Genomic DNA, 13977 nt, shown 5'->3' with positions numbered 1-13977 from the left:
AAACAATTACGAAAATAAAAAACCAACAAGTTCACTCGTTACTTGTTGGTTTTTTATTTTCGACAGAAATGATTTGGCGACTAGGCCATTCGAATGCATGTAATCGTCCGCCAAAAACAGCTCCACCGTCAATGCCAATAATATTATTTTCTCCGAAATAAACACGATAATCAGTTGGATCATGATGCAGGTTATAAGTAGGGGTATGGCCGAAGATTACTGTTTTTTCCCCTTGATAGCCTGCGTGGAATTCCTCACGAATCCAAAGTAAGCGCATGGGGTCAGTTTCGGCTATTGCAGCACCTGGCACAACGCCACCGTGGACGAAAATAGCATCCTCTAACTCAATATATATTTCAAATGTCTCGATTAACTGTAAATGTTCTTCGAGTTTAGGGAGCGTTTTAATAAAGCTAGGCAGAGTATTACTTTGGATGGCTTCCTCAAAGTCTGCCAACTGATAGCCATAGCTTGCTAATGTAGCCTCACCACCACAAAGCCCTACCCAATGGTTCCATGGCTTAGCAAGGCCTGAACGACATGCATTGAGCATGATCGCCTCATGATTGCCTAGTAAAACGCGTGCACCTTTTGTCTGTAATTCACTCACTAAATTTAACACACCACTAGAAGAGGGCCCTCTATCAATATAATCACCAAGAAGAAAAAGCTGGTCGTTCATTGGGTCATAGTTTGCTTTTAATAATAGTTCTTCCAGTAGCCCTAATTCTCCATGTATGTCACTAATTGCTAGTATACGGTTCATGTACGAGCATCCTTTCTAATAGTACAGCTTTACCCTTAAGTATAGAGAATTATTCTACAAGTTTCGACTTTTCTAGCTTCTCCTAGCTTTTTTCATAGAATTTTTAAAGAGACAATTCTCTTACTACTATGTTTATCATATGAAGGATGATTTTATAGCTTTATTCATTTGTCTAGAGAAGATGAGTTATGAGAGGAGGGGAAATGCTTGAAACGTAACAGCAGAAGCAAATTGCAATGCTCCTACTGTTTGACTTAAAAATTATATCTGTAGTTTTTCCCATGCTTGCTTGGCTATTTGTTCATCAAATGTTGAAATGAGGCGAAAATTATTGCTGTCTAAAATGCGATAATGCTGACTGATGACGTTTTGCTGTAGTCGAAAACCACCATACTCCTGAATGTTTTTCCACCATATGTATCCACCCATTGTTTTCTCCTTTGGCTGCAATGTTCCATTATTTGCGATTAAATCTACAACCTCTAATGGATCACCACCAAGCTCATGCTGTAAAATTGTACTGTCTCGACACAATGTGCAAACTGTAACAGTGGTTGTCCAGCCAGCTAGTATACGGCCCTTTTCAATTTGGACAAGTGTTTTTTTTGATAATCCTAGTAAATCACTCATTTGATCCTGTGTGAAAGCTTTTTCTGTACGGATTAATTTCAGTTTTTCTGAAACGAGTGTGATTAATTGTTCACGATTCATCCTAACACCCCTTATTTTCAGATTGTTAAGTTCCATTATACATGAAAGTAAAGAAGCGTGTTTTTCTTTCATCTTAGGAAGTGGCTTAGATCGCGTAAAATTGAAACAGACTGCCCCTAATGGACAGTCTGTTGGATGTTAGATTTCATATTTTTTCGTATCCGAGATCACCCTGAAGTGGATGCCTTTAATCTGAGCGCTGACTTTATGGCGGAGTGTATCAATATCCACAAGCTCCTCTTTATTTTTGACACACACAGCAATCTCTTGTAATAGCTTTGTAAAAGATTCTTTAAATAGTGAGCGCATATTATCGAAATCTAAACTACGAAAACTCCCATCAATATCGAAAGCTTCAACTGAATTTAATTGTTTGGAAGCTCCTGCAAAACGATCATCGTAGACTGTGTAATTTTCATCTGTTACCACGATAATAAATAGAACTTCTCCCGTGATTGTTTTTAACTCAATATTTGTTTTGTGTTTCTTTACGTCAGTAATAATGTGAATACCATCTGAATGATATAGCTTAAATAATGTCATGTGTATGGCCCCCTACAACTAAAATCATTTTTCTCTATTCATTATATAGTGAAATGGCTAATAATGGAATAAGGAATACTGTTTCCTACAGTTACGATTGAACCTCTGTTTTAAGAAGTAGATTTTTTCGAAGAGGACGAACCTCAATATAATGAATTTGATGACCTTGTTGCTCATAGATGCTAAAAATATAGGAGCCTAGTTCAATATTTTTTGATGCTTTAATGCCGTTATTTACAGTTAAGAACCAACCACCTAATGTTTCCACTTCTTCAGCTTCCAGCGTAATGTTTAATAGATTTTCTACATCTTCCACAAGCATTTTTGCATTTAATAAGTAGTGATGATCTGTAATTTTTCGAATATCTGCAATTTCATCATCATCAAACTCATCTCGAATTTCACCAACAATTTCTTCTAAAATATCTTCCACTGTTACAAGACCAGATGTACCACCATATTCATCCATTAGGATGGCCATATGGATTCGTTCCTTTTGCATACGTACAAGTAATTCTTGAACGGGCATTGTTTCAATTACGCGAATGACAGGATTTATGAAATCTTCTAGAACTAATGAGTCGTCTGTAAGTTGTTCAAGTAGACCATGGGTTAATAGTTCTTTCGCATTGATGAAACCTAATATATTATCTCGGTCCCCATCATAGATTGGGTAACGGGTATATTTTTCAGCAGCGATGTAATGAATAATGTTTGTAAAAGATTCATTTTGTTCAATTCCAACAATTTCTGTTCGGGGAACCATGATTTCACGAGCAATACGTTCATCAAATTCAAAGACGTTATTGACATATTTGAGCTCAGATTTATTGATTTCACCACTTTTAAAGCTTTCGGACAGTAATAATCGCAATTCTTCCTCTGTATGAGATAGCTCATGTTCGCTAGCAGGTTTCATACCGAATAAGCCAACTAACACACGTGCAGAACCGTTCAAGAACCAAATAAATGGATACATGATCTTATAGAAAAACATAATGGGTTTTGCAAAAAGAAGTGTAATGGATTCAGCTTTTTGGATGGCAGCCGTTTTTGGGGCTAATTCGCCGACCACTACATGTAAAAACGTAGCGATGGCAAAGGCTGTTCCAATTGTAAAGATTGTCATATATTTATCGGAAATGCCGATCATTTCGAATAGCGGGTGAAGCATAAATTCAAAAGTTTTTTCACCAACCATCCCGATACCAAGAGCGGTTACAGTAATCCCTAATTGACAGGCTGATAAGTATTCGTCTAAGTGTTGAACAACATGTTTCGCAGCAACTGCTTTTTTATTGCCTTCCGCAACCAGCTGGTCGAGTCTTGAGGAACGTACTTTTACAATGGCAAATTCTGTTGCCACGAAAAAGCCTGTTAAAGCTAATAAAATGGTAAAAATCGATAGGTTTATTATGGTCTCCAAATAGTCGTTCTGTAAAAACAGAACGTCACCTCCTAATTATGAATGAGTAATAATAAAGATTGCATTAATGCAATACTTTCGGGTGAAACATTTTTCTTAATCGTTTCAATTCTTTTATCATCTTGCTTGTTCATTTGTGCGAGCAGAGATGTAACATCATGCTCTAAATCTTGCATTTTTAAACGAAGCACCTGGACATCGATTTCTTCATAGGGTGTGATGTTTAGCTCATGTTGGATTTGTACAAGTGAGAGTCCCTGTTGTTTGCGCTGTTCAATAAATTGAAGCCGTTTAATCATGGCTGGGTCATAGTAGCGATAATTTGCTGCAGAACGTTCTGCATCTAGCAAACCAATATTTGTATAGTAATCGATTGTTCGTTTAGTAATGCCTGTTTTTTCTGCAAGCTCGCCAATCTTTAATTTTTCTGTCCCAATGCAAACACCTCCAAACCATCACGTGATACTTTGATTATAACGTGATGGTTTTAGTTTATTCAAATGATAGCCTTTGATATTTCGAAATTATAAGATTTTTTTCAAAAAAAGAACGTTTCTGCCATGATTAAATGGTAGAGACGTTCCTAAGTTTACGGAAGTAAATAAGTATCATATAGGTGATGGAGAGCTTCCTCACCATTTTTTTGTAAGAGAATTTCTTCATTATATGTAAGTGTTATGCTCGTTTGCTCGCTATCAATTTTGTCGTCAATTATTTTACAGGTAACAGTCACAAAGCCTGATTCAGCAAGCTTTTCTTTCATGTCGTCACTCCATGCCTGATCTGAAAATAGCGGAGGCTGCCAAGTACCTCTCACATGTAGCTCATTTTTTTCGAGGTCATAATCCCAGCGTATGTCACGTAAAATAGTTTTAAATAGGTCATTAACCGTAAACAATGTATCTTTATAGTTAATGTCTAGTGCACGTATTGCATGGACATCTCGGCTAACTGCACTAGCTGCGGAATTAGCAGCTGAATTGATGCCTGAAGCAGCATCTTTAATTTCTGAAAATCGACCACCACAGCCAGAAAGTAGTGCACAGATGCATGTGATACAAGCAACTTTTGTCATCCATTTCACAAGTAGTCCCTCCAGTCTAGTAAGTTGTTATAACTATCTTAACGAAAAGAAAAATATGAAGAAAGGGCATGAAGGCGGTAGTTTGTGACGGTTTTGCAACGATGCGACCTCCACTTGATTGTTCGGCATTTGGGAAATATATAAGTCTGAATATTTAGTAAAAAACGAAAAGAATAGGAGCGGTTTGTGATGAAAATTAATGATGAAATGCTTGATCGTTTAGGAACATACTTTGTTTATCATGCTGTTTATGATAATTATGGAATTACGTTTGAAAACTTTGTGGAGCGTTGGCTACGAGGCATACTTGACATATAGCGAGCTGTACTTTTAAAAACTCCTGGAAACAGGAGTTTTTATCTATAAAAAAGACATATTTCCTCTTGATTTAGATACTTTACTCATGGTGACTGATGCTATAATTAGCTTAATTGGTTACGTATCTATTACTTTCTATCTAAAGGGGATGATGCATATGAATTTATTGGGGAAAATTCTCGCAACTGTCATTGGGACAGTATTTGTCGTATTCGCAGTTATAACAGTTGTGAATATTTATCAAACAAAAAATTTAACAATAGAAACAGCTCAAAAAATGGCACAAGCAGAAACATCGGATCACGCCTACCAGATTCAAATTCACCTTGATTATGCTATGGATACAGCACGTACGCTTGCAGCTAATTTAACTACAATGGTGGAAGAACAAAAGGCTGATCGTACTTTAACAGATGCTATGTTCCAACGTATTTTGAAAAATAATGAGCAATTTATGGGTGTTTGGTCTGTATGGGAACCTAATGCCTTCGACGGGCAAGACGAAAAATACATAAACACAGAAAGACATGATGCATCAGGACGCTATGTTCCATTTTGGACGCGCGATGGTGATAGTATCGTTCCTTCTCCTATTGTTGATTATGATACGTCTGATTTTTATCTATTACCGAAACAAAAAGGACAGGAAATGATTTTGGAACCATTTGTTTATCCTATTGCGGGTAAGGATGTGTTATTAACGTCCATCATTGTGCCTGTTACGATTGACAATGAATTTAAAGGCATCGTGGCCGTGGATATGAGTTTAGAAACATTCGCTCAACTAAGCCAACAAGTAAAATTATTTGATAGTGGTTTTGGTTCGATTATCTCGAATAATGGCATGTTTGTGACACATCCAAACAATGATTATGTGACAAAGCCATTTGCTGAGCAAGAACAGTATACATATAGAAACGAGATTCAAACGGCCATTCAGCACGGCAAGGCTTCCGTTATTCAAGATTTTTCAAGCTATTTACAAGAGGATAGCTATATTGTCACTGCTCCCATTCAAATTGGAAAAACGGAAACTCCGTGGTCATTGCTTGTCACAGTACCGACTAAAGAAGTGTTAGCACAAACAACAAAACTCACATGGACAATGGTCATTATAGGTGTTGCTGGCCTGATTTATCTTTTAATCGTGCTAACATGGCTTATTCGTCGAATTGTTCGACCTATCGTAATGACAGTGGAGCAGGTGCAAGCGATTGCAGATGGAAATTTAGCAGTGGAACCATTAGCGGAGGATAGCAAGGACGAGCTTGGTCATTTAGCAAAGGCTGTCAATATCATGACAAGTAATACACGAACATTGATTCAGGAAGCAACGCAAATTTCAAATCAGGCAAGTACCTATAGTGATCGACTCATGTCTTCCACAAATAATATGAGTGTGAGTATTGATCAAGTGCTAACGACAACAGGTGAGTTAGCGACAGGAGCAACCTTACAAGCTGAGCACGCAGCCCTAACGCTAGGTGTAACGCAAGAGGTAGAGCAGAAATTGCATGCTATTCAAGTGGCTATCAAGGAAATGACTCATCGCTCTCAGGAGACAACGCAGGCATCCAAGCAAGGTTTGATTCATGCGGAACAATCGATTCAAGGCATGGAGGCGATGTCGGAGCAAGTCACATTAACAGCATCTGTTGTCCAGCAGCTGAGTGACCAATCGACTGAAATTAATCGTATTTTACAAGTCATAAATGCTATTGCAGGTCAAACGGATTTACTTGCACTTAATGCTGCGATAGAGGCTGCTCGTGCAGGAGAGCATGGGAAAGGCTTCTCTGTCGTAGCAGAGGAAGTACGCAAACTTGCAGAGGAGTCCGCCAAATCGACGAGTCAAATAGCAGCTATTATAGATACGGTTGTGAAGGAGACTGTAAAAGCAGGCGATGCCATGCAAAATGTTGTGGCTGCTGTGCAAACCAATACACAGTATCTTGATGCCAATAAACAAGCACTTGATGCCATCTTACAGCATATCGTTGATACTGTAGCGCAAATTGACGAAGTGACAACTGCCTCTCAGTTAATTCAAACGGAAACAGTAGAGGTAGTCCGGGCAGTGGAAAATATGACAGCTGTCAGCCAGCAGTCCTCAGCAGGAACAGAGGAGCTATTAGCAACGATGGAGCAGCAAAATACCGCAGTTCATGAGCTGAAAAATATGGCAGAAAGCTTATCTGGTATGACGAACTCCTTACAACAAACACTAGCAAAATTCCATTTTTAGTAGAGAACTAAGGCTGCGTGTCATCTTATGTATAACAGGAAGACATGCAGCTATATTGTAAGTTAAATTCTATAAGAATTATTTTTTCTGAATATTTAGTTATTTATTGACGCATAAATGCTATTATTTATTTAGTTGCTATAGGTGGGAGCTGGTACATATGAAATTATTACATAAAATATTACTGACTACGTTATCTACAATGATGATTGTGTTCATCATTATTTTAAGTGTCAATATTGTAAAAACTAATTCACTAGCAGTGGGGGATGCACGACAGCTCGCTCAATCGCAGGCGTCCGAAAGTGCATATCAAATGCAAATGGAACTTGATTATGCGATGGATACAGCAAGGACAGTAGCCTCTAATCTCCAAACAATGGTAGCCAATCATAAGGGAGATCGTGATTTAGCAAACGAGATGCTCAAACAATTACTCGAACAAAATGATACCTTCCTAGGGGTTTGGACGATTTGGGAGCCAAATGCCTTTGATGGACAAGATGCTCATTTTGCCAATTCGAAAGGGCATGATGCATCAGGTCGTTTCCTTCCATATTGGGCACGCAGCAACAATGGTGTGACACTTGCTCCTCTAGAAGACTATGAAACTAGTGATTATTATGTATTACCTAAAACGTTGAAACAAGAGGTTATTTTAGAGCCGCTAACTTACCCAATTGATGGTCAAGATGTATTGATGACTTCCACAGCTATACCTATTCAAATAAATGGAAATGTCGTTGGTCTTGTTGGAATTGATATAAGCTTAGAAACATTGGTTGCCATTAATAATGAAAATGTACTCTATGATACAGGGTATAGTGCCATTGTGTCTCATAAGGGGACATTTGTTGCCCATCCATCTCCTGATTATGTCAATAGACCAGTGACTGAAATGGAAAAATATAAAAGTGCGGATAAAGTTTTGTCTGCTGTTGAACAGGGCAAATCCTATTTAGTAGAGGATTATTCATCCTATTTACAAGAAGCTTCCTTTATTGCTGTCTCACCTATCCAAATTGGTCAAACGTCGACACCGTGGGCATTGCAGGTAATTATTCCATCTGATGAGGTAATGGCAGCCGCAAGTGAGGCAATGTGGTTATCAATACTACTAGCTATTATTGGTATTATTGTATTAGTTGGTGCCATTACTTGGATAGCTCAGCGGATCGTCAAACCAGTGGTTCAGACAGTGGAACAGGTCAAAACCATTGCTGGTGGAAATTTAGCAGTGGAGCCGTTACAGGTTCGTTCGAAGGATGAAATTGGCGAGCTTGCACATGCAATGAATCATATGACAGACAATATGCGCGAGCTGTTACAAGCGGCTACACTTATTTCCAATCAGGTGAATCTATACAGCGGAGAATTACGTGCTTCTACCAATGATATGAGCATCAGTATCGAACAGGTGTTAACAACAACAAGTGAGTTGGCGACAGGTGCTACCGTACAAGCCGAACAGGCGTCTACCACATTAGGCGTTACACAAGAGGTTGAGCAGAAATTGCAAGCAATTCAAATGGCAATTGAAGAAATGCTTCAGGATTCTCAGCTTACAACAACGTCTTCTAAACAAGGTTTAATTCATGCAGAGCAGTCTATTCAAGGGATGGGAGTGATGTCTGAAAAAGTGTCACTGACAGCTATGGTCGTCCAACAGCTCAGCGACCAATCAACAGAAATTAATCGTATTTTACAAGTCATTAATGCTATTGCAGGTCAAACAAATTTATTAGCATTAAATGCGGCGATAGAAGCTGCTCGTGCAGGTGAGCATGGCAAGGGCTTTTCGATTGTGGCAGAGGAAGTACGAAAGCTTGCAGAAGAATCAGCCAAATCAACAAGTCAAATCGCCTCCATTATTGATATGGTTGTGAGGGAAGCAGCAAAGGCTAGTGATGCTATGCAAAGTGTTGTCTTAGCTATGGAAAACAATACGCAATATATTGATGCCAATAAGCAGGCACTTGATGCGATTTTATGCCATATTATCGATACAGTAGCACAAATCGATAATGTGACAGCTGCCTCCAGTATCATTCAAAGGGAGACGCAGGAGGTTGTACGTGCAGTGGAAAATATGACGGCTGTTAGCCAGCAATCCTCAGCAGGAACAGAGGAGTTATTGGCAACGATGGAACAGCAGAATTTAGCGGTTCATGACATCAATAGCAAAGCCCAACAATTAACAGCTATGACGGACTCATTACAGGCAGCACTAGCTAAATTTCAATATTAAATTAAAAGAGCTGTAGGCAAGGTGAAATTTTCATCCAACCTTGCTTACAGCTCTTATACTTATTTGAAAAAGTGTGAAATAAATTGATTCGCTTCTTGCCAGTTATAAACCCTTACAACATTATTAGGAACGGCAAGCCGATTATAAGGTGTATCAAATAACACAACAGGTATTTTTAACTCCTCTGCCAGCATCACCGCATTATCATGTTTATCCTCAAAGAAAGCTTCTACATTATGTTTTTTTGCTGCGGCTAGTTTATCATGGCTGCCGAGAAGCTCGATATGGTCGTAAGGTATAGCTTGCGATTTAAACCAATTAACCGTGATGTCTGCTACATTTTCACCTCGTGCAGAAATATAATACAGCTCAAAGTTATTTTTCCAAGCGCTTAGAATATTTTTTGCATCTTTTGCCACTTCAGAGACTTCATACATGTAAGGTTCATTTTCCTTAAACCAAGTATTAAAGGCACTTCGGTCAATAGGGTGTGGGAAGGCAGATAAAAAATCATATTCACAAACATCATCCAGCGTAATATTTACATTGTACTGTTTATTAATATGTGGAATGAGTGTACTTGGACATGTCACAGTCCCATCAATATCAATACCAAAGCGGGGCTTTTTCATGCTAGCACCTCCTTAGGCATTTGCTTTTTGAGCTTCTTCCGCTGCGCGTTTTTCTTCCATTTCTGCTGCTAATTTATCAATTTCTTTCTTCAGTTCTTCCACCATTGTTTCTTCTGGCACTTTACGGACTGTTTTCCCCTTCATGAATAACAAGCCTTCACCACGGGCACCAGCAATACCGATATCTGCCTCACGCGCTTCTCCAGGACCGTTTACCGCACAGCCTAGAACAGCTACTTTTAACGGTACATTTAATTTTGAAATATATTCTTCTACTTCATTTGCGATAGAAATTAAATCAATTTCAATGCGTCCACATGTTGGGCAAGAAATCAGAGTTGCCATATTAGAAGCGAGACCAAAGGATTTTAATAGTTCTCGTGCTACTTTAACCTCTTCCACAGGGTCAGCAGAAAGGGAGATACGTAATGTATTTCCAATACCTTTTGATAGGATGGCTCCAAGACCTGCTGCTGATTTTACAGTACCAGCAAATAACGTCCCAGATTCTGTAATCCCTAAATGTAGCGGATAATTAAAGGCCTTAGACGCCTTTTCATAGGCTTCAATGGCAAGATTAACGTCAGATGCTTTCATTGATACGATAATATCGTGGAAGTCCAAGTCTTCCAAAATTTTAATATGGTGTAGAGCAGATTCTACCATACCATCAGCTGTAGGATAGCCATATTTTTCTAAAATATGACGCTCTAATGAACCGGCATTTACACCAATACGAATGGGTATACCTTTTGCCTTGGCTGCATTAACAACAGCTTCCACTTTTTCTTTACGACCAATATTACCTGGATTAATACGTACTTTATCAATACCATTTTCAATGGCTTTTAATGCTAATCTATAATCAAAATGAATATCAGCTACTAATGGAATATGAATACGTTTTTTGATTTCGGCAATCGCGTCTGCTGCACGTTCATCTGGGACAGCAACACGAACAACTTGACAGCCCGCTTCCTCAAGACGAAGAATTTCTGCAACTGTTGCTTCTACATCATGTGTTTTGGTTGTACACATACTTTGAATGAATAATTCATTACTACCACCAATTGTTAAGTTACCGACACGCACAGGACGTGTATTTGAACGGTGACAAATTTCACTCATTAACTTTCTCTCCTTTTCGGGCCACTATTTTCAGCCGTCACTGTCATTTATTTTAGCAGTGTAAGAAAATAAGGACAAGGAAGAAACGCTAACTTTTCATTTTCCGCATTTGTTTTCGAGCTCAAATGAGAGAGGAAGCTTGATATTTTCACCTGGAACTAGTGCTTGTAATTGTAAGTGTGGGTTTAAGTTGTAAAAAAGTTGTAAGCGTTCTGGAAAGGTCATGGGAACTTTAGCAGGGTGTAGAGCAAATAAACTATGAATGGTATCTCCTTCAATCGTTTGTACGGTAATATAATTTGGCTCACGCTGTTGTTCACAAAGTCCATTTTCTGAGCTCTTTGTGGATAAAGCCGCAAGTGGGATGGACCCTTCTGTTAAATCTACTTTGACGACAAAGGCAATTACGATGATGATAGTTGTCAAGATGAATGCTCGCAAAAAATCCCCTCCTTTTCTACACTATATTGAGAAGAGAGGGGATTCATGCACATTATTTTATATTTGGTTGTTTTGGATATTTTGTAAAGGCCACAATTAATAGAGAAATGGTTAAAAATAAAGATAGTACAGTGATAACAGTACTACTAACGGGCAGATAGTCTGTTAACATCGAAAGTAACGTAGCCCAAGTGATCGCAAAGGTAGTTGTTCTCCAGATATGGCGATACTCACCTCGACGCTTCATCGCTTTCAAGATAAATAAACCTGCTAAAGCATAAAGGGCAATTTGTGCAAAAATAAGCATTGTTGTCACGACGAAAAGCATTAGGAAGGTGAATGGATATAAGAGCCATTTAATGCCCTCTATGTAATCTGTTAAACCAGTTAAACTGTCCATATCGAATGTATCAACGGACATACCTGCTGCAAAACGACCTAAAGAGAATACAGACACAATGGTAATCAGTAGAAAAGTATATTGAATAACCTTTCCAATAGGTAATAAACGATAGGCTGCTAGTTTTTTAGGATGTATAAGACTATCAATAAAAAGCTGTGAGTGTTTCATGCTATATCTCCTCCAATCGATATTTTAACATGTTCAAAGAGGACAAGATATGAAAGAAATATAAATGAGGAGGGTCTTGATGTTAAAATGTTAACATTATGTAAAGAAGTTAAAGGATTTCTTTACTTTTTGTTTGGAATCATTTAATGATTAGAACGAGGATAGTAGAGATGTAGGAATTGGAGCGAAAACAATTGACAATAGATTGGCAAAGCATTCTCTTTCAGTTTTTAGGCGGGCTAGGGGTCTTTTTATTTTCCATTAAATTCATGGGGGATGGGCTTCAAAAATCAGCGGATGATCGGTTACGTGAATGGTTAAATCGCTTTACCACAAACCCTATTATGGGTGTCCTGGTTGGTATATTTGTAACAATTTGCATACAATCAAGTTCTGCCACAACAGTCATCACTGTAGGATTAGTGAGTGCTGGTTTTTTAACATTGCGTCAAGCAATCGGTGTCATTATGGGGGCAAATATTGGTACAACGATTACTGCATTTATTATTGGTATTAATATTGGACTCTATTTTTACCCTTTATTGGCAATTGGAGCAGCCTGTTTATTTTTCTTAAAGAAAGCAACGTATCAACATATTGGTCAGATTCTATTTGGCTTTGGCGGTTTATTTTTAGGGCTAGAGTTGATGAGTGCTAGTATGCAGGCGTTACATCAGCTTGCAGATTTTGCATCGTTAACGCTTCATTTAAGCAATCAACCGATAGTAGGCATATTTTTAGGAACCATTTTCACCTTACTGGTGCAAAGCTCTACCGCAACGGTGGGGGTATTGCAAGGTTTATATGCAGAACAATTAATTGGTTTAAATAGTGCCTTACCGATATTGTTTGGGGAAAATATTGGCACGACCATTACAGCTGTTTTAGCTTCTCTTGGTGCTTCTATTTACGCTAAGCGTGCAGCAGCGGCTCATGTATTATTTAATGTGATTGGGACGATTATTTTCATGTTATTGTTCACACCGTTTATGCAATATGTACAGTGGATCAGTGGCGTATTTCATTTAGAGCCTCGCATGCAGATTGCCATTGCTCATGGCTCATTCAATGTCTTTAATATGATGATCCAACTACCATTTATCGCTGGACTCGCAGCATTAGTTACAAAGCTACTGCCGGGACATGATGGCAATATCGATGTAACAACTAAGCATTTAGATCCATCATTCATTGATTCCTCACCTGCTATTGCGCTGGGTCAAGCTAAAGAAGAGGTATTGCGAATGGGTGAACATGCATTGCGTGGGTTGGAAGAAACGTTTCTATATATGAAATCTGGAGAGGTAGAGCATATTCCAACGGTGCTACAGCTAGAAGTCGGGCTTAATCATCTAGACAATGAAATTACTGATTATTTAGTAATGGTGTCTAAGCAGCCTCTTTCCCGTGCAGACTCAGTAAGACATCATACTTTATTGACAAATGTAAGGGATTTTGAACGAATTGGGGATCACTTTGAAAATATTTTAGAGCTTTTACAGTACAAGGATCACCACGAGGTAAGCTTAAGTAAATCAGCGCGACAGGACTTAATAGGTATGTTTAGTTTAGCCATAGAGGCAGTACGCAAAAGTATAGAAGCATTAGATACCGCTAGCCTGAGCTTAGCTCAAGAAGTAACAGAGCTAGAAAGCCTGATTGATGATATGGAAGATAAACTACGTCAAAAGCATATTGCCCGATTAAACACAAATGAGTGTAGTGGGGCTGCAGGAATTGTTTATATGGATATCGTTAGCAACTTAGAGCGTATAGGAGACCATGCAGTAAATATTGCAGATTCTATTTTAGGCATTCGTCATTAATGAAACTTTTCACTTTGTTATTTCGTATGAAAGGCAAT

The 13977-nt window shown here is 38.5% G+C and carries 14 protein-coding genes; 4 read left to right on the top strand and 10 right to left on the bottom strand.

Features of this window, described 5'->3' with window-relative positions; all coding sequences use genetic code 11:
* Positions 1 to 31 precede the first annotated feature (31 nt).
* From JIN86_RS02850 to JIN86_RS02825, 6 genes are all read right to left on the bottom strand, one after another.
* Positions 32 to 766 carry a metallophosphoesterase gene (locus tag JIN86_RS02850; protein ID WP_202341222.1) on the bottom strand — a complete coding sequence of 245 codons (735 nt, stop codon included), beginning with the start codon at positions 764 to 766 and terminating at the stop codon, positions 32 to 34.
* A gap of 261 nt (positions 767 to 1027) precedes the next feature.
* The gene (locus JIN86_RS02845; RefSeq protein ID WP_009370152.1) at positions 1028 to 1477 is read right to left on the bottom strand and encodes a helix-turn-helix transcriptional regulator; all 450 of its coding nucleotides are present in this window, start codon (positions 1475 to 1477) and stop codon (positions 1028 to 1030) included.
* Positions 1478 to 1615: 138 nt separating this feature from the next.
* Positions 1616 to 2020, bottom strand: a complete 405-nt coding sequence (locus JIN86_RS02840; protein ID WP_004227282.1) for a hypothetical protein — start codon at positions 2018 to 2020, stop codon at positions 1616 to 1618.
* A gap of 91 nt (positions 2021 to 2111) precedes the next feature.
* On the bottom strand, positions 2112 to 3446 hold the full coding sequence (locus tag JIN86_RS02835; RefSeq protein WP_004227284.1) for a hemolysin family protein: 1335 nt from the start codon (positions 3444 to 3446) through the stop codon (positions 2112 to 2114).
* A gap of 32 nt (positions 3447 to 3478) precedes the next feature.
* Positions 3479 to 3820, bottom strand: a complete 342-nt coding sequence (locus JIN86_RS02830) for a MerR family transcriptional regulator (protein WP_036218600.1) — start codon at positions 3818 to 3820, stop codon at positions 3479 to 3481.
* Positions 3821 to 4035: 215 nt separating this feature from the next.
* Positions 4036 to 4521 carry a hypothetical protein gene (locus tag JIN86_RS02825; protein ID WP_225341044.1) on the bottom strand — a complete coding sequence of 162 codons (486 nt, stop codon included), beginning with the start codon at positions 4519 to 4521 and terminating at the stop codon, positions 4036 to 4038.
* Positions 4522 to 4719: 198 nt separating this feature from the next.
* On the opposite strand from JIN86_RS02825, the gene JIN86_RS23730 reads away from it, so the two are divergent.
* From JIN86_RS23730 to JIN86_RS02815, 3 genes are all read left to right on the top strand, one after another.
* Complete coding sequence (locus tag JIN86_RS23730) at positions 4720 to 4848, top strand: hypothetical protein (protein WP_004227289.1); 129 nt, start codon at positions 4720 to 4722, stop codon at positions 4846 to 4848.
* 157 nt (positions 4849 to 5005) lie between these two features.
* Entirely contained in the window at positions 5006 to 7093 is a 2088-nt protein-coding gene (locus JIN86_RS02820; RefSeq protein ID WP_202341221.1) for a methyl-accepting chemotaxis protein, read from the top strand.
* Positions 7094 to 7253: 160 nt separating this feature from the next.
* Positions 7254 to 9341 (top strand): methyl-accepting chemotaxis protein, encoded by a 2088-nt coding sequence (locus JIN86_RS02815; protein WP_202341220.1) that lies wholly within the window; start codon positions 7254 to 7256, stop codon positions 9339 to 9341.
* A 59-nt stretch (positions 9342 to 9400) separates the two neighbouring features.
* Here JIN86_RS02815 and JIN86_RS02810 read toward each other — a convergent pair whose 3' ends face one another.
* The 4 genes from JIN86_RS02810 to JIN86_RS02795 form a co-directional block, all read right to left on the bottom strand.
* Positions 9401 to 9973 carry a 5' nucleotidase, NT5C type gene (locus JIN86_RS02810; RefSeq protein WP_004230984.1) on the bottom strand — a complete coding sequence of 191 codons (573 nt, stop codon included), beginning with the start codon at positions 9971 to 9973 and terminating at the stop codon, positions 9401 to 9403.
* A gap of 12 nt (positions 9974 to 9985) precedes the next feature.
* Entirely contained in the window at positions 9986 to 11101 is a 1116-nt protein-coding gene (gene ispG / locus JIN86_RS02805; RefSeq protein WP_004230987.1) for a flavodoxin-dependent (E)-4-hydroxy-3-methylbut-2-enyl-diphosphate synthase, read from the bottom strand.
* 96 nt (positions 11102 to 11197) lie between these two features.
* Entirely contained in the window at positions 11198 to 11542 is a 345-nt protein-coding gene (locus JIN86_RS02800; RefSeq protein ID WP_004230996.1) for a hypothetical protein, read from the bottom strand.
* A gap of 52 nt (positions 11543 to 11594) precedes the next feature.
* Positions 11595 to 12113 (bottom strand): DUF1189 family protein, encoded by a 519-nt coding sequence (locus JIN86_RS02795; protein WP_004230997.1) that lies wholly within the window; start codon positions 12111 to 12113, stop codon positions 11595 to 11597.
* Positions 12114 to 12307: 194 nt separating this feature from the next.
* On the opposite strand from JIN86_RS02795, the gene JIN86_RS02790 reads away from it, so the two are divergent.
* On the top strand, positions 12308 to 13939 hold the full coding sequence (locus tag JIN86_RS02790) for a Na/Pi cotransporter family protein (RefSeq protein ID WP_004230998.1): 1632 nt from the start codon (positions 12308 to 12310) through the stop codon (positions 13937 to 13939).
* The last annotated feature ends 38 nt before the right edge of the window (positions 13940 to 13977 follow it).

This window comes from Lysinibacillus sp. HST-98, assembly GCF_016757845.1.
In the GTDB taxonomy this organism is placed as follows: domain Bacteria; phylum Bacillota; class Bacilli; order Bacillales_A; family Planococcaceae; genus Lysinibacillus; species Lysinibacillus capsici.
Note: the sequence above shows the minus strand (reverse complement) of the source record. Positions and strands in the feature narration are given on the sequence as shown.